Origin of the sequence: Arthrobacter sp. ok362, from assembly GCF_900102785.1 — a bacterium.
GTDB lineage: Bacteria > Actinomycetota > Actinomycetes > Actinomycetales > Micrococcaceae > Arthrobacter.
In genome coordinates, this window is sequence record NZ_FNGC01000001.1 from 447416 (window position 1) to 465494 (window position 18079).

An 18079-nucleotide genomic window follows, 5' to 3' on the forward strand; every position below is an offset into this window, starting at 1 on the left:
GTCAGGAAACGCATGCACCGCACCGAGACAAGGCACGTCAGCGTTCAAGCGCACCGGGACAAGGTGCGCGCCCTGCTGGCCCCGCTCCGCACCGAGGAACGGGTGGAACAGCTTCCGCTGCTCGAAGCCTTGGGCCGGGGACTCGCCGCCGATATCCTGGCGCCGCTGGACCTTCCCCCCTTTGCTAACTCGCAGATGGACGGCTTCGCGATCCGCAGCGGCGATGTGCCCGACGGCGGCACCGAACTGCGCGTCGTCGCGCCCGTCCCGGCCGGTGCCGCGCCGGCAGAATTGGCCGCCGGAACGGCCGCCCCGATCATGACCGGCGCGATGATGCCGGCCGGGGCCGACGCCGTCGTGCCCATTGAACAGGCCGTGCCCGATTCCTTCCCCGCGCCCGGGGAGCCCGCCACGGTCCATCTGCCGGCCGCGGCTGCCGGAACGTTTGTGCGCGGCGCCGGCAGCGACATCCGTTCCGGCGAGCTCGCCCTCGGTGCGGGGACCTTTCTCGGCCCCGGCCAGCTGGGACTGCTGGCGGCAATGGGCTACACGGATGTGCCTGTCCGTCCCTGCCTCCGGGTTCTCCTGGTCACCACCGGCGATGAAGTCGTGGAACCGGGCAACCCGCTGGGGCCGGGCAAGATCTTTGACTCCAACGGCACGCTGCTCGAGTCCGCCATGCGCCTGGCCGGGCTCCGCGTCACACGGACCGGCGTCTCCACGGACCAGCCGGATGAGCTCGCCGCGTTGCTGCGCCGGCATGGCCCCGCCGTGGACCTGATCGTCACAACCGGCGGGGTCAGCAAGGGTGCCTATGAGGTGGTCCGGCAGGCGATGGCCGGACACGACGTCGAGTTCGGCGCCGTGGCGATGCAGCCCGGCGGCCCGCAGGGGATCGGCAGCTTCGACGGTGTCCCGGTGCTGGGGTTCCCCGGTAATCCGGTGAGCTGCCTCGTGTCCTTTGAGATGTTCCTGCGCCCGGTCCTCACGGAGCTGTTCGGCGCACCGGCGCTCCGGCCCACGGTCCGCGCGCGCCTCGCCGAACCGCTGACCTCCCCGCCGGGCAAGCACCAGGTCCGGCGCGGCACGCTGGCTCCGGACGGTACCGTCCGGTTGGAGGGCGGCGCGGGCTCGCACCTGGTCCACGCCCTGGCACGCTCCAACGCCCTGGTCCACATTCCCGAGGGGACAGCGGCACTCGCAGCGGGCGACGAAGTGGAAGTATGGATCCTGTGAATGAAGCAGAAAACCCTGAAGCGGATGCCGCACCAGCCGGCAACACCGCAGCGGACCACACCCGCCTGACCCACCTCCGCCACGACGGCACGGCTCAAATGGTGGATGTGTCCAACAAGGCAGAGTCCACGCGGGAGGCCACCGCCACCGCGACCGTCCGCAGCACGGCCGAGGTCCTTGCCCTCCTCGGCGGCGGCGAGCTCCCGAAAGGCGACGCCCTGGCCGTTGCCCGTATCGCCGGGATCATGGCGGCCAAAAAGACGCCGGACCTGATCCCTCTGTGCCACCCGCTGCCCATCGCCAAGGTCACCATCGACTTTGAGCTCGACACCGACTTCGTGACGGTGTTTGCCACGGTCAAGACCCGCGGCGTCACCGGCGTAGAAATGGAAGCACTCACCGCGGCGTCGGTCGCGGCACTAAGCGTGTACGACATGATCAAGGCCGTGGACAAGCACGCGGTCCTGACAGATATCAAAGTGCTCGCCAAAAGCGGCGGCAAGAGCGGGGACTGGACCCTATGAACATGCCCGAACCGCACCGCCACGGCGAAGCCACCGGCCGGAGGGCCGGCGTCGTGATCGCCTCTACCCGGGCGGCCGCCGGTGTCTATGAGGACCTCACGGGTCCTGTCATCATCGATTGGCTCACCGAACACGGTTTTGAGCCCTTTCCTGCCATGGTGGTGCCGGACGGGGCACCCGTAGGGGCCGCGCTGAGGGCCCTGCTGAGCCAGCAGCCCGCGGTCATCATCACCAGCGGCGGCACAGGACTGAGCCCCACGGACGCGACGCCTGAGCAGACCCTGCCCCTGCTGGACCGTGAAATCCCGGGCATCATGGAGGGCATCCGGACCGCCGGGGCGGCCAAGACACCGATGGCCATGCTCAGCCGGGGCCACGCAGGTGCGGCCGGACAGACGTTCATCGTGAACCTCCCCGGATCCCCGAAGGGCGTGATGGACGGCCTGGGCGTGCTTGATCCTATTCTTGGACATCTTTGCGACCAGCTGGAAGGCAGCCATGGGCACTGAAACTGGATTTGAAATCGTGCACGCCGTGCTGAGCGCCGAGCCGATTTCGGTGGACCAGGCCATCGCTGCGGTCGAGTCGGACACCGCAGGAGCGGTGGTCAGCTTCAGCGGCGTCGTCCGCAACCACGACGGCGGCAAGCAGGTTTCCCGGCTCAGCTACAGCGCCCACCCGACGGCGCACCAGGTGATGGCCGACGTCGTCGCCGGGCTCGTGGCGGAGCACTCGGTCCCGGCCGGCGACCGGGCGCCCGACGGATCCCCGGATGACGGCGCCGGCGGCGTCGAGGAACAGCAGCCCGTGCGGATCTGGGCGGCCCACAGGATCGGCATGCTGGAGATCGGCGACCCTGCCCTGGTCTGCGCCGTCTCCGCAGCCCACCGCGGCCAGGCCTTCGAGGTCTGTGCCGAACTCGTGGACCGGATCAAGGCCCAGGTGCCGATCTGGAAGGAACAGTTCTTCGCCGACGGCACTGTGGAGTGGGTCGGAGCAGGGGAGTAGGCAGTAAGTCAGGTCGCGGTCAGGAGGAAAGGACTCTGCGCCGGACCTCGGCCCGGTCGACCCCCAGTTCATTGAGGAGCGCGGCCGCCGGATCATGTTCTTCGCGGTCCAGCAGCGACAGCAGAAGATTCGCGGTGGTGATCTGTCGCGACTTCTGGTCAATGGCGTACCGGAGCATGCCTTCCACGACCGACCGGGCACCTGAGCTGAAGGGCGGCTTTTTTCCCCGGCTGGGCATGGAGACGCGTTCAAAGCCTTGGACGTCTATTCCGATTGACGCGAGTGCCGTGTGGTCAAGCGCGGTTGCCGCTGCCCTTGCCTGATCGAGCGTGACACCAAAAATGCCGGCCGGACCGGGATCGTGAAGCGCCCCCAGCAGCAGATGATCCGTGCCCAGCCGCTTGTCACCGCTGGAGCGGGCCTCTTCCATTGCAAAGCCAACGATTTTTCGGGTGTCGTCGGCAAGTCGTTCAAACATCGTTTGTTCTCACTCTCGGTATTTTGCGTGGACGGACTGCCGCGAGACGCCCAAGGCCTCACCGATCTGCTCCCAGGTCCATCCCTGTTCCCGAGCGGCTCTTACCTGTGCGGCCTCAACCTGTTCTGCCAGGCGATGAAGGGCGCCGACCGCCCGCAGACCGACGGCGGGGTCAAGTGAATGAATATGCGCGGACAGGTCGTCAGTCTCCATGTCTGTCAGTTTAGATTGACACGTGAGAGCGCGTCAATCCAGCCTGACGGGCTGGGATCGGTGTGAACCATCGAGTCCGCGGGTCCACGGCATCGGAGAATGCTGCCCACACTGCATAGCCATCAAGCTGTCCGGGTCGGGCAGGCCTGTAACCCACGGCCGCCGGTTCCGGAACGCAGCGGCCCCGGCGGTAGGGTTGATGGCATGACCGAACAACTCTCAGTCGCCGTCCTGGGTGCCAGTGGGCGCATGGGCGCAGAGGCCGTGAAGGCCATCGACGCCGCCGCGGACCTGAACCTCGTCGCGGCCCTTGGCCGCAACGACTCCCTCGACGCGCTTGTCGGCTCCGGCGCGCAGATCGTGGTGGACCTGACCGTCCCCGAAAGCACCGAGGCGAACGTCCGCTTCGCCGTCGAGCACGGCATGCACGCCGTGGTCGGCACCACCGGCTGGGATGCCGACCGGCTCGCGGGGCTGGAGGAACTCCTCGCCGAACGGCCCGGCGTCGGCGTCCTCATCGCCCCCAACTTCGCCCTCGGCTCGGTCCTGGCCTCCGCCTTCGCCGCCAAAGCGTCCAAGTACTTCGAGTCCGTTGAAATCATTGAACTGCACCACCCGGACAAGGTCGATGCGCCCTCCGGCACGGCTGTGCGCACGGCGCAGCTGATCTCGGCCGAGCGCACCGACGCTGGCGTGCCTTCGAGCCCGGATGCCACCACCACGGAGCTCGCGGGCGCCCGCGGCAGCGACGTCGACGGCATCCGGGTCCACAGTGTCCGGCTCAGCGGCCTAGTCGCGCATCAGGAGGTCCTGTTGGGCGGGCCGGGGGAGCAGCTGACCATCCGCCACGACTCCTTCGACCGCGCCTCCTTCATGCCCGGAGTGCTGCTGGGGATCCGCAACGTCGCCGCACACCCCGGTCTCACCGTGGGCCTCGACGGCTACCTGGACCTGGGGCTCTGAGCCAGATGTCCGCTGCCTTGACAGCACTGAAAGCCAACCGCACCAAGATCTGGGTGGGGGCCGTCACCCTGCTGCTCGTGTTCTACCTGGTGGTGTCCCTCCAACGTTCCGTACTCCTGATGTCGGACCCCAACGTCGTGGCGAAGGCGATCGGCGTCGCTTACCTGGTGCTGCCGGTCATCGGCGCGTGGGCCCTGATCCGGGAACTCCTGTTTGGGGCACGCACGGAGCGTTTGGCGAAGATCCTCGAAGCCGAGGGGGGCCTGCCGGAGGACACGCTGCCGCGCACGCCCGCCGGCCGGATCATTCGCGAAGCCGCCGACCTCGAATTTGAGAAGTACCGCGCCGAGGCGGAAGCCGCCCCCGGGGACTGGCGTTCCTGGTTCCGGCTCAGCTGTGCCTACGATGCCGCCGGAGACCGCAAACGGGCCCGCGCCTCCATGCGCGACGCCGTGCGTATGTTCCGCACCGGGGTGCAGAAGCCCTAGCCGGACTTAGCGGAAGCGGGAAGGCTGGCGGACTTGAGCCGGCCGGTAGCTGCCCACCTGGTTGGCCGCATGGGTCACCCACTCCAGCGGCCCGCGCCACGCCAGTGCCGCGAAGACCGCGCCAGTCGCCAGCACCCCAAGGGCCTGCGCCCAGTACACACCCTCCACGGTCCAGCCGCGCAGCAGCGGCTGATCGTGCAGGGCCCCCATGATGCACAGATGGGCAGTGTAGAGGCTCAACGTCATGGCCCCGGCTCCGCGCAGCGGGAGCAGCAGGTCAAGTTCCACCCAGTTGCCCAGCCGGCCCAGAAGCAGACACACGCCAATCACGGCGGCGGCAGTTCCCGAAGTGTGCAACAGATCCAGCGTGGTGCCGGCGTGCGGTGCACTGGTGGCAAGCCACCACACTGAGCCTGACTGATCGACGCCGGCAAGGTTGACCTGCAGCAGACTCGCCAGCGGGTAGGCGGGATCGCCGATCTGCGCCTCCAGCGACTGCCTGCCGCCCCAGTCCTCCATCGTGACTGTCCCCAGCCACTTGGAGAAGACAGCCACCACCGTTCCGGCAGCCAGCAGCAGGAACGGCACGGCTGCCTTCGCCAGGGCCATCCGGCCGATCGCAAGCCCCACCAGGAGATAGGCGATCCACTGCAGCACGGGGTAGTAGCCCGTGAGGAAGGAGTCGCCAAGCAGTCTTGCCGGTGTGGCCAGGTCCTCCCAGCTCGGATTATGCCCCAGCCGCAGGGGCGGATCGGCGGACAGCAGCCAGGGCCGCAGCAGGTAGGCCAGGACTGGCGATGCCAGGATCCAGGCGGCGGCCAGCATGAGCAGGCGTTTCCCCCCGAGCCCAACGAAGGGCAGCACGCACAGGAACAGGAGAGCGTAGTGGACCAGAATTATGGCGATGTTGACTTCCAGACCGCCCAGGGAGAGCCCGACGGCGCCGATCACGAGCGCCCGTAGGGCGATGCCCCGGCGGGCCGCCCAGAGTTCGGGACCCTGGAGCGGCTGCTGCTTCCCCGTGGACAAGCCGAGGCCGACTCCGGCCAGCACGGCGAACAGGGCGGCCGCCCGTCCGGAAAACGCAAGCCCGATCCAGGTGGGGGTGAGTTGCGGGTCCGACTCAAAGGTCGCCAGCACGTGCGTGGCCATCATGGCCAGCAACGCCAGCCCGCGTGCGGCGTCAATGCCGGCCAGCCGGGTGCCGGAGGGGGTGCCCGTGACGGTCCGGGAAGCAGTGGTCGTTCCGCGCGCGGTCATCACCGAATCGTCTCATGTTCGGCCCGGCCGCAGCGCCAGTCCTTCTACGAACAAGCCTTGTATTCGAATATATGTTCGAATACGATGAGCCCATGAACAACGCCTCAGAGCCCGCCTTCCTGAATCCGGAATTCACAGGCCGGGAATTCACAAGCCGGGAACTTGCAGGCCGGCAATCTCCGGGCCCGGATCCTTCAGGCCCTGATCGGGCCAGCACCCCGCCCGGCGGACGGGCGGACGGCGGCGAGGCGGGGGCCGGCGTCCTCAAGGCCATGAGCCCGGGCGTCGTGGACTTCCTCTTCCGGCGCCTGGTCGCCGGGGAGCCGGCCGAGGACGTCCAATGGAGCAAGGAAGGCCCGGTGCTGGCTGTGCAGCCGCCCGGAGCGGAGCTGGCCCGGCGGCTGGCCGAGACGGACCTCGACGCCCTCACTCCAACAGAGTTGTTCCACTATGTGCGGGCGGCCCAGCGTCTTGCCGTCTGGGCGGAGGCCCTTCGCGAAACCGCTGTCGGGCGTTATTGCTCGTCGCCATCGGCGCCCTCCGGCGAAAGACGAGGTGCCTAGGATGGCAGAGTGACTACTGGCTCAATCACCGCGCTGACGCTGTCCGCTGTCCAATACGAGGCCCTGGATGGCGGCGTTGCCGCCAATGTGCCCGAACACATCCGGCTGATCGAAGACGCCGAGTCGCACGGAGCCCGGCTGGTCATCTTTCCCGAACTCTCTCTGACGGGGTACCGGCTGGACCTGCTGGAGGGGCCGGGGGAGTGGCTGAGTGCGGCTGACGGGCGGCTGGACGGCATCCGGGAAATCTGCCGCCGCACCGGAATAACCGCCGTGGTCGGAGCTGCGTTCAAGGAGGAGGACGGCACGCCGCGGCTGGCCTCCCTCGCAGTCCACCCTGCCGGCATCATCGAGACCAGCTTCAAGACGCACCTGCACGGTTCGGAGCAAAGTCTCTTCGTGGCCGGCGACCACCCCGCCGTCCTTGAGATCGACGGCTGGAAGGTCGCCCTGGCAATCTGTTTCGACGCCGCCCGCCCCGGCCACGCGGAATGGGCCGCGGAAGCCGGCGCGGACATCTATGCCGTCTCGGCTCTCTACACCGCCGGGGAGGACCACCGGCTGGGGCTGCACCTTGGCGCCCGCGCCATGGACAACCGGATGTTCTCCGTCCTGGCGAACCTGGCAGGTGCCACGCCACTCGGCGCCTCCTGTGGACTGAGCGGTTTCTGGGGCCCTGACGGGCTTCCGTTCCGGCAGGCGGCCGGCACCGGCGCCGAGGTGTTGACCGCGAGCCTCCAGTACAGCGTCCTGGCGCGGTTTCGGCGGACCTGAGTCTGGCCGGACGGCGGAAACGTGACGTGTGGACGGGCGAGTTTGACGTTCGTCACACCGCCGCCATTGTCCTAACATGCCGCGGACAAGGTAACGTTTTTCATATGGCTGACTCTGATATTCGCTCTTACACGTTCGGGACCCTCGTGACTGCCATGGTCACACCTTTCACAACGGACGGTGAGGTCGACTACCAGCAGTCAGCGGAACTGGCGAGCAAGCTCGTCGACGACGGCAACGATGCCCTCGTCATCTCCGGCACCACGGGGGAGACCTCCACGCTGGAAGACGACGAAAAAGAGAAGCTGTTCCGCGTCATCGTCGAGGCCGTGGGCGACCGCGCCAAAGTCATCGCCGGAACCGGGACCAACCACACCTCGCACTCGATCGAGATGGCCAAGCGCGCCGCGAAGGTCGGAGCGCACGGCCAGCTGATCGTCACGCCGTATTACAACAAGCCAAGCCAGGCCGGCATTCAGGCGCACGTCGAGGCCGTGGCCGACGCCGCCGACCTCCCCGTCATGGTGTACGACATCCCCGGCCGCGCCGGCGTGCCCATCGAACCGGAGACCATGATCCGGCTCGCCGACCACCCCAACATCGTTGCCTTGAAGGATGCGAAGGCAGATTTCGCCGCCATCACGCGCGTTCTGGCAAACACCGATCTTGATGTCTACTCCGGCGATGACGGCCTCACTCTGCCGTGGATGGCCGCCGGTGCCGTCGGCCTGGTCAGCGTTTCCGCGCACGTCGCGACGCGGCAATTCCGTGCGCTGATCGATGCCGCACTTGCAGGCGATTTTGCTACCGCCCGCACCCTACATTTCGAACTGGACCCCGTGGTCCGCGCAGTGATGACCCACATTCAGGGTGCTGTCGCTGCCAAGCAGGTTCTTAAGTGGCAGGGAGTCCTGCCCAACTCGGTTGTCCGTTTGCCCCTCGTGGAGCCGGGCGAGGCCGAGATCGCAACCATCCGCGAGGATTTGGCGGAAGCGGGGATGGTCTTTTCCTGATCGGGAGACATTCCTGATCGTTAAGAACCAGCCCGACCTCCGCCTGGAAAGTAGTGCACTATGACCCAAACCGCCCTTCCCGGCCTTGTCACGCCGCCCCGCCTCCCGAAGAACACCCTGCGGATCGTGCCGCTCGGCGGACTCGGGGAAATCGGCCGCAACATGACCGTTTTCGAGATCGAGGGCAAGCTCCTCATCGTTGACTGCGGCGTGCTCTTCCCCGAGGAGACCCAGCCCGGCGTCGACCTCATCCTGCCGGACTTCTCCTACATCGAGAACCGTCTCCAGGACATCGTCGCCGTCGTCCTGACCCACGGTCACGAAGACCACATCGGCGCCGTCCCCTACCTCCTGCGCCTGCGCGCCGACATTCCCATTGTCGGTTCACAGCTCACGCTGGCCCTCATCGAGGCCAAGCTGCAGGAACACCGGATCAAGCCGAACACGAAGATCGTCGTCGAGGGCCAGGTCGAGAAGTTCGGGCCCTTCGAATGCGAGTTCGTCGCCGTCAACCACTCCATCCCGGACGCCCTGGCCGTGTTCATCCGCACCGCGGGCGGCACCGTCCTGCATACCGGTGACTTCAAGATGGACCAGCTGCCGCTGGACGGCCGCATCACCGATCTCCGGCACTTCGCCAAGCTGGGCGAAGAGGGCGTGGACCTGTTCATGTCGGATTCGACCAACGCCGACGTCCCGGGCTTCACCACCGCCGAGAAGGAAATCGGACCCACCCTGGACCGGCTGTTCGGGCAGGCCTCCAAGCGCATCATCGTCGCCTCCTTTTCCTCCCACGTGCACCGCGTCCAGCAGGTCCTCGATGCCGCCGCCAACCACAACCGCAAGGTTGCCTTTGTGGGCCGCTCCATGGTCCGCAACATGGCCATCGCCGCGAAGCTGGGCTACCTCGAGGTGCCGGCCGGGATCCTGGTCGACATCAAGAACATCGACAACCTGCCGGACAACCGGGTTGTGCTGATGTCCACCGGCTCCCAGGGTGAGCCCATGGCGGCCCTGTCCCGCATGGCCAACGGCGACCACCGCGTCGTCGTCGGCGACGGCGACACCGTCATCCTTGCCTCGAGCCTTATCCCGGGCAACGAAAACGCCGTCTTCCGCATCATCAACGGGCTGCTGAAGCTCGGCGCCGACGTCATCCACAAGGGCAACGCCAAGGTGCACGTCTCCGGCCACGCTGCCGCCGGTGAGCTGCTGTACTGCTACAACATCCTTGAGCCGCTCAACGCCATGCCGGTGCACGGCGAAACCCGCCACCTCATCGCCAACGGCAAGATCGCCCTCGAGTCCGGCGTGCCGGAGGAAAGCATCCTGCTCGCTGACAACGGCACCGTGATCGACCTCCGCGATCACCAGGCCGACATCGTGGGCCAGGTGGAGGTCGGATTCGTCTACGTCGACGGCTCCAGCGTTGGCGAAGTCACAGAAGCTGACCTCAAGGACCGCCAGACTCTCGGCGACGAGGGCTTCATCTCCATCATCACCGTCATCCACCGCGCCACCGGCAAGGTGGTGTCCGGGCCGGAGATCCACGCCCGCGGCGTGGCGGAGGACGATTCCGTCTTCGACGAGATCATCCCCAAGATCAACGAGGCCCTCGAAGAGGCCGTGCTGAACCGCACGGACCACACGACGCACCAGCTGCAGCAGGTCGTCCGCCGGGTCGTGGGCACATGGGTCAACCGCAAGCTGCGCCGCAAGCCCATGATCATCCCGGTGGTTCTGGAAGCGTAAGTCCTTCACACGTACCGGGCGCATGCCTGGGAAACGGCCTTCCCGGCCAACCGCAGCCTGAGCGCCGCGGGAGGCGGGGGAGGCCGTTTTTGCGTTGGCGCTGGCGGCAACATGATCCCGGACGCCCCGGAAATTCGGCGTTTTCGGCCCGGCATCCGGTAGCGTGGCGGGTATGGCGACTCGTACTTCTTCCGCGCCTAGAGGAAACTCAAGCGGCAAATCAGGCAGTTCTCCCGGCCGGGGGTCCAGTCCCGCCGCATCCAAATCCGCCCGGCCGCGGGGCACCGCAGGTAGAACCGCAGCCACCGCGCGGACCCGGCAGTTGGCCGTAGTTGAGCCGCACCAGCCCTGGGCCGTGCGGGTGCTGGCCGGTGCATGGCTGGGCGTTGCCCACGTGATCGGCGCCGGCATCAGGCGGGTCGGCCACGACGTCAGCGACCTCGCTCCGGAGGACCGCCGCGACGGTGCCGCCCTGTTCAACCTGGCTCTGGGAGTCTTCGTTGCCACCTTCGCGTGGTGGGGGTTCCGGGGCTGGTTCCCCGACCTCATCTTTGCGATCGTCAATGGCACTTTCGGCTGGATGTCCCTGCTGCTGCCGCTCATGCTGTTCGTGTGCGCGTTCCGCCTGTTCCGCCAACCCGACGACGGCCGCGGCAACAACCGGATCGGCATCGGCTTCCTCATCATGACGTTCGCCGGAACCGGGCTGGCCCACATCATCGGCGGCCAGCCGACGGTCGCCGACGGCTTCGACGGCCTGCGCAGGGCTGGCGGCATGCTCGGGTACCTCGCCGCGGCCCCGCTGGCTGCCCTGCACACCGCCGTCCCCGTGGCGGTGTATGGCCTGCTGGCCTTCACCTCGCTGCTGATCGTCACCGCGACGCCCTTCGGCGCTATTCCCGGCCGCCTGCGGGACGCGTACGAGCACCTGATGGGCATCGACCTGCAGGATGACGACGCCGGGGACCGCCACGACCGGAGCTACCTGTACGAGAACGACGCCGCGGCCCCGCCCAAGAAGAAGCGCAAGCGCCTCTTCGGCAAGGACCACGACGACGAGTCCGGCCTGGAAGAAGGCTACGTCGGCGACGAAGCCTTCGAGCGCGCGCTCATCGCAGATGAGGAAGCAGCCGACGAGGCGCGTGCCGCCAAGGGTGCGAAGGGCACCAAGGCGCGCTCTGGCGTCGCGCCCGATGTCGCGCCCGGCGTACGCCGTCCCACCCAGGCCGAGATCGCCGTCGAAAAGATCAAGGCCGCCCAGGGCCTGGGCACGGCCGGATCCGCCGGTGCCGCGGGGTCCGCTGCCGAGAACGCCACCGAGGCCATCCCGCTGGTGACTCCGGGGATGGTGGCCGCAGGATCGCTCGATCCCGCCGCCGCCGCGGCCGCCGCCAAGGTCCCGTCCAACCCGGTGGCGCCGGCACCGCTGCCCACCCCGATTCCGCAGCGCACGGAGCAGCTCTCCCTGGCCGGCGACGTCACCTACACTCTGCCGGCGTCGGACGTGTTGACGCCCGGTTCCATCCCCAAGGAACGCACCGAGGCCAACGACGCGATTGTCGCCTCGCTCACCGAGACGCTCAACCAGTTCAACGTGGACGCCCAGGTCACCGGCTTCAGCCGTGGCCCCACCGTGACCCGCTACGAAATCGAACTGTCCCCGGGCACTAAGGTGGAGAGGGTCACCGCCCTGTCCAAGAACATCTCCTATGCGGTCGCCAGCTCGGATGTACGCATCCTGAGTCCCATCCCGGGCAAGTCCGCCATCGGCATCGAAATCCCGAACACGGACCGCGAAACCGTGTCCCTGGGCGACGTGCTCCGCAGCCAGAACGCCCGCCGCACCGACCACCCCATGGTCATGGGGGTCGGCAAGGACGTCGAGGGCGGCTACGTCGTGGCCAACCTGGCCAAGATGCCCCACTTGCTCGTGGCCGGTGCCACCGGAGCCGGTAAGTCCTCGTTCGTGAACTCGATGATCACCTCGATCCTGATGCGGGCCACTCCGGACGAGGTCCGCATGGTCATGGTGGACCCCAAGCGTGTGGAACTCACGGCCTATGAAGGGGTCCCGCACCTCATCACGCCGATCATCACCAACCCGAAAAAGGCGGCCGAGGCCCTGCAGTGGGTGGTCCGGGAAATGGACGCCCGCTATGACGACCTCGCCAATTACGGCTTCAAGCACATCGACGACTTCAACAAGGCCGTCCGGGCCGGCAAGGTCCACCCACCGGTCGATTCCAAGCGTGTCATCAAGCCGTACCCGTACCTGCTGGTGATCGTGGACGAACTCGCTGACCTCATGATGGTGGCCCCGCGCGACGTCGAAGACTCGATTGTCCGCATCACCCAGCTGGCCCGCGCGGCCGGCATCCACCTGGTCCTGGCCACCCAGCGCCCGTCGGTGGACGTCGTGACCGGCCTGATCAAGGCCAACGTGCCCTCCCGCATGGCCTTCGCCACTTCCTCCGTCACCGACTCCCGGGTGGTCCTGGACCAGCCGGGCGCCGAAAAACTCATCGGCCAGGGCGATGCCCTGTTCCTGCCGATGGGAGCCTCCAAGGCGATGCGTGTCCAGGGCGCCTGGGTCACCGAATCCGAGATCCACAAGGTGGTCGAGCACGTCAAGGGCCAGCTCCAGGCCGTCTACCGCGACGACGTCGCGCCGGAGGCGCAGAAGAAGCAGATCGACGACGACATCGGAGACGACCTCGAGGTCCTGCTCCAGGCCACCGAGCTCGTGGTCACCACCCAGTTCGGTTCCACATCGATGCTGCAGCGCAAGCTCCGGGTCGGCTTCGCGAAGGCCGGCCGCCTCATGGACCTGCTCGAGTCCAGGGGAGTGGTGGGACCCTCCGAAGGTTCCAAGGCCCGCGACGTGCTGGTCAAGCCGGACGACCTCGCCGCCGTGCTGGCCGCGATGAAGGGGCAGGACGGCCCGGTGGCCGCTGACTCGCAGACCGCGGCCCTGAGCGATAACGCCAACGCGAACATCGCCCAGGGCGGTTACGCGGAGGACCTTGTGGCGGCCGACCTGGAGAACCGCACCCAGGCGATCGAATACCACGACGGCGCCGACGGCGGCTCCAATGACGAGGACGGCTCCGAGGACGCCTGGTCGCTCACCGGACGGTAGCGTGCGAAGACGGTAGCCTAGGAAGGTGAATAGCGCCGAAGCCAACGCCGGATCCGCCTCGCGGATCTGGAACCTGCCGAATATCCTGACGATGCTGCGGATAGTGCTGGTGCCGTTCTTCATCTGGTTCCTTATCCTCGACGCCCCGGGACTGCAGGCCCAGAACGGCATCTGGCGCTGGGCGGCCGCGTTCGTTTTCGCGGTGGCCATCTACACTGACAAGCTCGACGGCGACATCGCCCGGTCCCGCGGCCTCGTCACCGACTTTGGCAAGATTGCGGACCCGATCGCCGACAAGCTCCTGATCGGCTCCGCGCTGGTCATGCTCTCGCTGCTCCAGGAACTGCCCTGGTGGGTCACCATCCTGATCCTGGTCCGGGAGTGGGGCATCACCGCGCTGCGGTTCTTCGTTATCCGCTACGGCGTCATTCCGGCCTCGCGGGGCGGCAAGCTCAAGACGGTCGTGCAGACGTTGGCCATCTTCCTCTACATTCTTCCGCTGGCATCCATTGCCCCGTGGCTGGGCGTTGTGGCGTTCGTCGTGATGATGGCTGCGCTGGCCATCACGCTGTGGACCGGCGGCGAATACGTCATTGAGGCCCTCAAGCTGCGGGCCGCCGGCATCAGGGCCGAGAAAGCACGGGTAAGGGAGAACAAGCCATGAACCATGCGGAGCCCAACCTTCACCCCAGTCCTCATCCCAAGCTGCACCCCAACCTGCACCGCCTGGCGGAGCAGGCCGTCACCGGCGCCCTCGGCCGCGGGATGACAGCCGCCACCGCCGAATCCCTCACGGCCGGGATGGTCACCGCCATGCTGGCCGACACGCCCGGTGCCTCCGGGATGCTGCAGGGCGGTGTGGTTTCCTACGCCAACAAGGTCAAGGCCGACGTCCTGGGCGTCCCCGGCGAACTGCTCGACGCCGCCGGCTCCGTGGACGGCCAAGTCGCCGCGGCCATGGCCGACGGCGCCCGCCGCATCTGCGGCGCCGATATCGGCGTGTCCACCACCGGCGTGGCCGGCCCCGAACCGCACGACGGCAAAGCGGTGGGCACGGTCTTTATCGGCATCGCCACGGCGGAAGGATCGGCGTCGTACCCCTATTCCTTTGAAGGGAGCCGCGCCGAGATCCGCGCACTCGCGTGCGGCGCCGCCCTGGAACGTCTGCTGGAAGCCCTATCTTCCGAAAGCTACCGGGCGTAAAGTTGCCGGGAACAAAAGTTGATTCCGAATAGTTGTTACATTGTGTCGCTTCCAAATAAGGGAGGCGCCTAGGATGAAGTCATCAGCAGCGTCCGCCCCCACCGGCGGACTCGACAGTACGAGGAGCAAGGCGATACAGATGGTAAAGCAGCCCGTATCCGTAAACGGCGTTGTCCGCTGGAAGGATGTGGGCCTCGCCGATCAGGCCAAGAGCGAACAGAAGGAGCGCAAGATGGTTGTACTTCGTCACGAAATCGGTGATGTTCTGCGCGATGTCCGCCAGCGCCAAGGCCGTACGCTCCGCGAAGTCTCGCACAGTGCCCGTGTTTCCCTGGGCTACCTGAGCGAAGTGGAACGCGGCCAGAAGGAAGCCTCCTCGGAGTTGCTGTCCTCGATCTGCTCGGCCCTCGATGTTCCCCTCTCGAGCATGCTCCGCGAAGTCAGCGACCGCGTTGCGGTCGCCGAGGGCGTCGCGGTTCCGGACACCGTCCCCCAGGAGTTCGCGCAGCGCTACGGCCGCGACCTCGACCGAGAGCTCAACTCCGACCTCAACGACGAGCTGGCGAAGGGCCTCCTTTCCGGAGCTCGCTAGACGCCAACTCACCTAAGACGCAAGAAAGGACCTCCGGCTCACGCCGGGGGTCCTTTGACGTGTTCCGCGGATGACTTGCGCACCCCGCCGGGGAGTCAGGCGGGCTCGTCCCGGGGGAACCCGTCGCGTTCGTAGGTGGCATTGAGCTTCGCCATGTACATGGCAAGGGCCTGCAGGTCCTCGGCCGGCCACTCGGCCAGGCGTTCCCGAAACACCTCACGCCGGGCGTCCTGGACCTGGTGCATCCTCGCCTCGCCTTCGGGCGTCAGCTGGATGGACTGCGCCCGGCCGTCCAGGGGGTCCGCCTCCTTCGACACTAGGCCGAGGCCCTCGAGGAAGGCGATCTGCCGGCTCACCGAAGGCTTGCCGACGCCGATGCTGGATGCGAGGTCGGTCAGCCTGATGGGGCCCTGCTGGCGGATCACGCTGAGCAGCCCGTAGGCGGCGGGTTCCATGTCCGGGTGGACCTGGCGCGAGAGCTGATGGGATATCGACCGGCCCCGGCGCCAGAGCAGGCTCAGCTGGTTCTCGACGGCGTCCAGGGCGGCGTCTGTGCCGGCGTTTCCGGGAGAGGAATCTCCCGCGGACTCAGTTGGGTTGCTCATGGCAACCATTCTAGAGTCCCGAGCCGTGAGAGACTTTACTCGTGCGAATCAGTGACTTTTGGCGGCTTATGGACGACGAGTTCGGGGCGGGGTACTCCCGCGTCCTGAGCAGCTCGCTGGTCCTGGCCGGGGTCGGGGGACGCACGGCGGACCAGGCCCTCGGCGCAGGCGTTCCTCCCCGCCAGGTGTGGCTTGCCCTGTGCGACGTCCAGGACGTACCGCCGGAGCGCCGCCTGGGCCGGGACGTCAAACCCCGCGACACCACCGGACCCCGCTAACGCCTGACACGCCGCCGGCATGGGCTGACGCCTGACACGCCGTCCGCGTGGGCTGACGCCTGACACGCCGTTCGCTTGTTCGAATACCTGTTCGGATAGCGATATGCTTTTTTGAGAGCGTTTTCCACATACAGCGTTATACACATACAGCGTTCTCCACATAAGTGGCGTCCTCGACAACTTTGTCGGAGGGTGCAAGTAGCGTCAGTGATGACAGACGAAGGGCCTACAGGGCCACTCCACAGCGAGAAAGTATTAGAGGTGTGAATCATGGCCGCAGCCCCGGATCGCCAGAAGGCGCTCGACGCAGCGCTTGCCCAGATTGACAAGCAGTTCGGCAAAGGCTCGGTCATGCGCCTCGGCGATGAAGTCCGTGCGCCCATCGAAGTCATCCCGACCGGCTCCATCGCATTGGACGTCGCCCTGGGAATTGGCGGACTGCCCATCGGCCGCGTCGTGGAAATCTACGGCCCGGAATCGTCCGGTAAAACCACGGTCGCGCTGCACGCGGTTGCCAACGCCCAGCGCCAGGGCGGCATCGCTGCCTTCATCGACGCCGAACACGCCCTCGATCCGGAATACGCCGCGAAGCTGGGCGTCGACACCGACGCCCTTCTGGTCTCCCAGCCGGACACCGGCGAGCAGGCACTGGAAATCATGGACATGCTCATCGGTTCCGGTTCCCTTGACGTCATTGTCATTGACTCGGTGGCCGCCCTCGTTCCCCGCGCGGAAATCGAAGGCGACATGGGCGACAGCCACGTGGGCCTGCAGGCCCGCCTGATGAGCCAGGCCCTCCGTAAGATCACCGGCCGCCTTAGCCAGACGAAAACCACGGCCATCTTCATCAACCAGCTGCGCGAAAAGATCGGTGTCTTCTTCGGCTCCCCGGAAACCACCACCGGTGGTAAGGCGCTGAAGTTCTACGCCTCCATCCGCATCGACGTCCGCCGGATCCAGACCCTAAAAGAGGGCGCGGATTCCGTCGGCAACCGCACCAAGGCGAAAATCGTCAAGAACAAGATGGCCCCGCCCTTCAAGATCGCTGAGTTCGACATCATTTACGGCCAGGGCATTTCCCGTGAGGGCGGCATTATCGACATGGGCGTCGAGCACGGCCTGATCAAGAAGTCGGGCTCCTGGTTCACCTACGATGGCGACCAGCTGGGCCAGGGCATGGAGAACTCCCGCCGCTTCCTGCGCGACAACCCGGAGCTGGCGGCCGAACTCGAGCGCCTGATCAAAGAAAAGCTCGGCGTGGGCGTGAAGGCCCCGGCCGAGACCGAGGAGTCACCGAAGCTGAAGGCCGTTGACGGCTTCTAACGCTGGAGCGAGCCGCGGGTCAGGGTTCCGTCAGAGGAACCCTGACCCGGACGGCGCTGCCGACCCGCGTGCCGGTGCCCGCGGGCACAGTTCCCGCGGCTCCCGAGGCTCAAAGGCACCGTCTCCGGAACTGGATCCGGACGCGGACCCCGCAGCGGTCGCTCGTGCCATCGTGCTGCGGCAGCTGACGAATTCGCCCAAGAGCCGGCTGCAGCTCGCGCGCAAGCTGGCCGAGCGCAACGTTCCCGAGGACGTCGCCGAGGCCGTGCTGGACCGCTTCGAGGAAGTGCGGCTGGTTGACGACGCCGAGTTTGCCGACATGTGGGTCCGCAGCAGGTCCCAAACGCGCAAACTCGCCAAGGGGGCCTTGCGGCGCGAACTCGCGGACAAGGGCATCGACCCGGAAACCGCCGCCGATGCGCTGGAACAGCTCAGCGACGCCGACGAACAATCGGCGGCCCGTGAGCTCGTGGAGCGCAAGCTGCGGGGATTCACCGGCGGTGACGACCGTGCGGAGCGCGACAAGGTCACGCGCCGCCTCGCGTCAATGCTGGCCCGCAAGGGATACCAGCCCTCGCTCGCCTTCCGGATTGCGGGCGAGGTACTCGACGCCGCCACCGGCCGTGCCGGAGCCATGGATTAAGGCCACCGATCCGGGGTCTGCGCA

At 67.0% G+C, this 18079-nt stretch carries 21 protein-coding genes; 17 read left to right on the top strand and 4 right to left on the bottom strand.

Translation table 11 applies throughout. From position 1 onward, the window contains the following. The first annotated feature begins 12 nt into the window (after nucleotides 1-12). From glp to BLQ10_RS02030, 4 genes are read left to right on the top strand one after another with little or no spacing between them, the layout of a single operon-like run. Nucleotides 13-1236: a molybdopterin molybdotransferase MoeA gene (gene glp / locus BLQ10_RS02015; RefSeq protein ID WP_091557692.1), complete on the top strand. Its 1224-nt coding sequence runs from the start codon at nucleotides 13-15 to the stop codon at nucleotides 1234-1236. Further along, nucleotides 1233-1760 (top strand): cyclic pyranopterin monophosphate synthase MoaC, encoded by a 528-nt coding sequence (moaC, locus tag BLQ10_RS02020; protein ID WP_302847272.1) that lies wholly within the window; start codon nucleotides 1233-1235, stop codon nucleotides 1758-1760. The genes glp and moaC overlap by 4 nt, the downstream gene beginning before the upstream one ends. Next, nucleotides 1757-2269 (top strand): MogA/MoaB family molybdenum cofactor biosynthesis protein, encoded by a 513-nt coding sequence (locus BLQ10_RS02025; protein WP_091557696.1) that lies wholly within the window; start codon nucleotides 1757-1759, stop codon nucleotides 2267-2269. Before moaC ends, BLQ10_RS02025 begins: the two co-directional genes overlap by 4 nt. Further along, nucleotides 2259-2768: a molybdenum cofactor biosynthesis protein MoaE gene (locus BLQ10_RS02030; protein ID WP_091557699.1), complete on the top strand. Its 510-nt coding sequence runs from the start codon at nucleotides 2259-2261 to the stop codon at nucleotides 2766-2768. Before BLQ10_RS02025 ends, BLQ10_RS02030 begins: the two co-directional genes overlap by 11 nt. 19 nt (nucleotides 2769-2787) lie before the next feature. On the opposite strand, the gene BLQ10_RS02035 is transcribed toward BLQ10_RS02030, so the two are convergent. Both BLQ10_RS02035 and BLQ10_RS02040 read right to left on the bottom strand, forming a co-directional pair. Beyond that, nucleotides 2788-3246, bottom strand: coding sequence for a Clp protease N-terminal domain-containing protein (locus BLQ10_RS02035; protein WP_091557703.1), 459 nt, complete (start codon nucleotides 3244-3246; stop codon nucleotides 2788-2790). A 9-nt stretch (nucleotides 3247-3255) separates the two neighbouring features. Then, nucleotides 3256-3459, bottom strand: coding sequence for a helix-turn-helix domain-containing protein (locus tag BLQ10_RS02040; protein WP_091557709.1), 204 nt, complete (start codon nucleotides 3457-3459; stop codon nucleotides 3256-3258). A 204-nt stretch (nucleotides 3460-3663) separates the two neighbouring features. Between BLQ10_RS02040 and dapB the strand changes: the two genes are divergently transcribed. Next, complete coding sequence (gene dapB / locus BLQ10_RS02045; RefSeq protein WP_091557713.1) at nucleotides 3664-4422, top strand: 4-hydroxy-tetrahydrodipicolinate reductase; 759 nt, start codon at nucleotides 3664-3666, stop codon at nucleotides 4420-4422. Nucleotides 4423-4427: 5 nt separating this feature from the next. After that, nucleotides 4428-4910, top strand: a complete 483-nt coding sequence (locus tag BLQ10_RS02050; protein ID WP_091557716.1) for a hypothetical protein — start codon at nucleotides 4428-4430, stop codon at nucleotides 4908-4910. A 6-nt stretch (nucleotides 4911-4916) separates the two neighbouring features. Here BLQ10_RS02050 and BLQ10_RS02055 read toward each other — a convergent pair whose 3' ends face one another. Beyond that, nucleotides 4917-6170: a heparan-alpha-glucosaminide N-acetyltransferase domain-containing protein gene (locus BLQ10_RS02055; RefSeq protein ID WP_091557719.1), complete on the bottom strand. Its 1254-nt coding sequence runs from the start codon at nucleotides 6168-6170 to the stop codon at nucleotides 4917-4919. A gap of 92 nt (nucleotides 6171-6262) precedes the next feature. On the opposite strand from BLQ10_RS02055, the gene BLQ10_RS22600 reads away from it, so the two are divergent. From BLQ10_RS22600 to BLQ10_RS02095, 8 genes are all read left to right on the top strand, one after another. Continuing rightward, nucleotides 6263-6733, top strand: coding sequence for a hypothetical protein (locus tag BLQ10_RS22600; RefSeq protein WP_254785348.1), 471 nt, complete (start codon nucleotides 6263-6265; stop codon nucleotides 6731-6733). Between the two features lie 9 nt (nucleotides 6734-6742). Continuing rightward, complete coding sequence (locus BLQ10_RS02065; RefSeq protein ID WP_091557723.1) at nucleotides 6743-7507, top strand: carbon-nitrogen hydrolase family protein; 765 nt, start codon at nucleotides 6743-6745, stop codon at nucleotides 7505-7507. 104 nt (nucleotides 7508-7611) lie between these two features. Further along, a complete protein-coding gene (gene dapA / locus BLQ10_RS02070) occupies nucleotides 7612-8520 on the top strand; it encodes a 4-hydroxy-tetrahydrodipicolinate synthase (RefSeq protein WP_091557727.1) in 909 nt (302 codons plus the stop codon). Nucleotides 8521-8580: 60 nt separating this feature from the next. Continuing rightward, nucleotides 8581-10272: a ribonuclease J gene (locus tag BLQ10_RS02075; RefSeq protein ID WP_091557731.1), complete on the top strand. Its 1692-nt coding sequence runs from the start codon at nucleotides 8581-8583 to the stop codon at nucleotides 10270-10272. 172 nt (nucleotides 10273-10444) lie between these two features. Then, nucleotides 10445-13411, top strand: a complete 2967-nt coding sequence (locus BLQ10_RS02080; RefSeq protein ID WP_091557736.1) for an FtsK/SpoIIIE family DNA translocase — start codon at nucleotides 10445-10447, stop codon at nucleotides 13409-13411. Between the two features lie 25 nt (nucleotides 13412-13436). Beyond that, nucleotides 13437-14075: a CDP-diacylglycerol--glycerol-3-phosphate 3-phosphatidyltransferase gene (pgsA, locus tag BLQ10_RS02085; RefSeq protein WP_091557739.1), complete on the top strand. Its 639-nt coding sequence runs from the start codon at nucleotides 13437-13439 to the stop codon at nucleotides 14073-14075. After that, the gene (locus tag BLQ10_RS02090; RefSeq protein WP_091557742.1) at nucleotides 14072-14614 is read left to right on the top strand and encodes a CinA family protein; all 543 of its coding nucleotides are present in this window, start codon (nucleotides 14072-14074) and stop codon (nucleotides 14612-14614) included. The genes pgsA and BLQ10_RS02090 overlap by 4 nt, the downstream gene beginning before the upstream one ends. Nucleotides 14615-14753: 139 nt before the next feature. Then, complete coding sequence (locus tag BLQ10_RS02095) at nucleotides 14754-15206, top strand: helix-turn-helix domain-containing protein (protein ID WP_066434909.1); 453 nt, start codon at nucleotides 14754-14756, stop codon at nucleotides 15204-15206. Between the two features lie 95 nt (nucleotides 15207-15301). Here BLQ10_RS02095 and BLQ10_RS02100 read toward each other — a convergent pair whose 3' ends face one another. Continuing rightward, nucleotides 15302-15811: a MarR family winged helix-turn-helix transcriptional regulator gene (locus tag BLQ10_RS02100; protein ID WP_091557964.1), complete on the bottom strand. Its 510-nt coding sequence runs from the start codon at nucleotides 15809-15811 to the stop codon at nucleotides 15302-15304. Nucleotides 15812-15852: 41 nt separating this feature from the next. On the opposite strand from BLQ10_RS02100, the gene BLQ10_RS02105 reads away from it, so the two are divergent. The 3 genes from BLQ10_RS02105 to BLQ10_RS02115 all read left to right on the top strand — a co-directional run bounded on the left by BLQ10_RS02105 (nucleotide 15853) and on the right by BLQ10_RS02115 (nucleotide 18055). Further along, nucleotides 15853-16089 carry a DUF3046 domain-containing protein gene (locus tag BLQ10_RS02105; protein ID WP_091557745.1) on the top strand — a complete coding sequence of 79 codons (237 nt, stop codon included), beginning with the start codon at nucleotides 15853-15855 and terminating at the stop codon, nucleotides 16087-16089. 270 nt (nucleotides 16090-16359) lie between these two features. Beyond that, a complete protein-coding gene (gene recA, locus BLQ10_RS02110; RefSeq protein WP_091557748.1) occupies nucleotides 16360-17412 on the top strand; it encodes a recombinase RecA in 1053 nt (350 codons plus the stop codon). A gap of 172 nt (nucleotides 17413-17584) precedes the next feature. Then, on the top strand, nucleotides 17585-18055 hold the full coding sequence (locus BLQ10_RS02115; RefSeq protein WP_254785349.1) for a regulatory protein RecX: 471 nt from the start codon (nucleotides 17585-17587) through the stop codon (nucleotides 18053-18055). Nucleotides 18056-18079 lie beyond the last annotated feature (24 nt).

Bases quoted from the DNA above. Each gene is read 5' to 3' on its own strand.
- BLQ10_RS02040 (WP_091557709.1), bottom strand. From the start codon at position 3,459: ATGGAGACTGACGACCTGTCCGCGCATATTCATTCACTTGACCCCGCC.
- BLQ10_RS02095 (WP_066434909.1), top strand. From the start codon at position 14,754: ATGGTAAAGCAGCCCGTATCCGTAAACGGCGTTGTCCGCTGGAAGGAT.
- dapA (WP_091557727.1), top strand. From the start codon at position 7,612: ATGGCTGACTCTGATATTCGCTCTTACACGTTCGGGACCCTCGTGACT.
- BLQ10_RS02030 (WP_091557699.1), top strand. From the start codon at position 2,259: ATGGGCACTGAAACTGGATTTGAAATCGTGCACGCCGTGCTGAGCGCC.
- BLQ10_RS02100 (WP_091557964.1), bottom strand. From the start codon at position 15,811: ATGAGCAACCCAACTGAGTCCGCGGGAGATTCCTCTCCCGGAAACGCC.
- BLQ10_RS02055 (WP_091557719.1), bottom strand. From the start codon at position 6,170: ATGACCGCGCGCGGAACGACCACTGCTTCCCGGACCGTCACGGGCACC.
- BLQ10_RS02050 (WP_091557716.1), top strand. From the start codon at position 4,428: ATGTCCGCTGCCTTGACAGCACTGAAAGCCAACCGCACCAAGATCTGG.
- glp (WP_091557692.1), top strand. From the start codon at position 13: ATGCACCGCACCGAGACAAGGCACGTCAGCGTTCAAGCGCACCGGGAC.
- BLQ10_RS02025 (WP_091557696.1), top strand. From the start codon at position 1,757: ATGAACATGCCCGAACCGCACCGCCACGGCGAAGCCACCGGCCGGAGG.
- BLQ10_RS02075 (WP_091557731.1), top strand. From the start codon at position 8,581: ATGACCCAAACCGCCCTTCCCGGCCTTGTCACGCCGCCCCGCCTCCCG.
- recA (WP_091557748.1), top strand. From the start codon at position 16,360: ATGGCCGCAGCCCCGGATCGCCAGAAGGCGCTCGACGCAGCGCTTGCC.
- BLQ10_RS02080 (WP_091557736.1), top strand. From the start codon at position 10,445: ATGGCGACTCGTACTTCTTCCGCGCCTAGAGGAAACTCAAGCGGCAAA.
- BLQ10_RS22600 (WP_254785348.1), top strand. From the start codon at position 6,263: ATGAACAACGCCTCAGAGCCCGCCTTCCTGAATCCGGAATTCACAGGC.
- BLQ10_RS02035 (WP_091557703.1), bottom strand. From the start codon at position 3,246: ATGTTTGAACGACTTGCCGACGACACCCGAAAAATCGTTGGCTTTGCA.
- BLQ10_RS02090 (WP_091557742.1), top strand. From the start codon at position 14,072: ATGAACCATGCGGAGCCCAACCTTCACCCCAGTCCTCATCCCAAGCTG.
- dapB (WP_091557713.1), top strand. From the start codon at position 3,664: ATGACCGAACAACTCTCAGTCGCCGTCCTGGGTGCCAGTGGGCGCATG.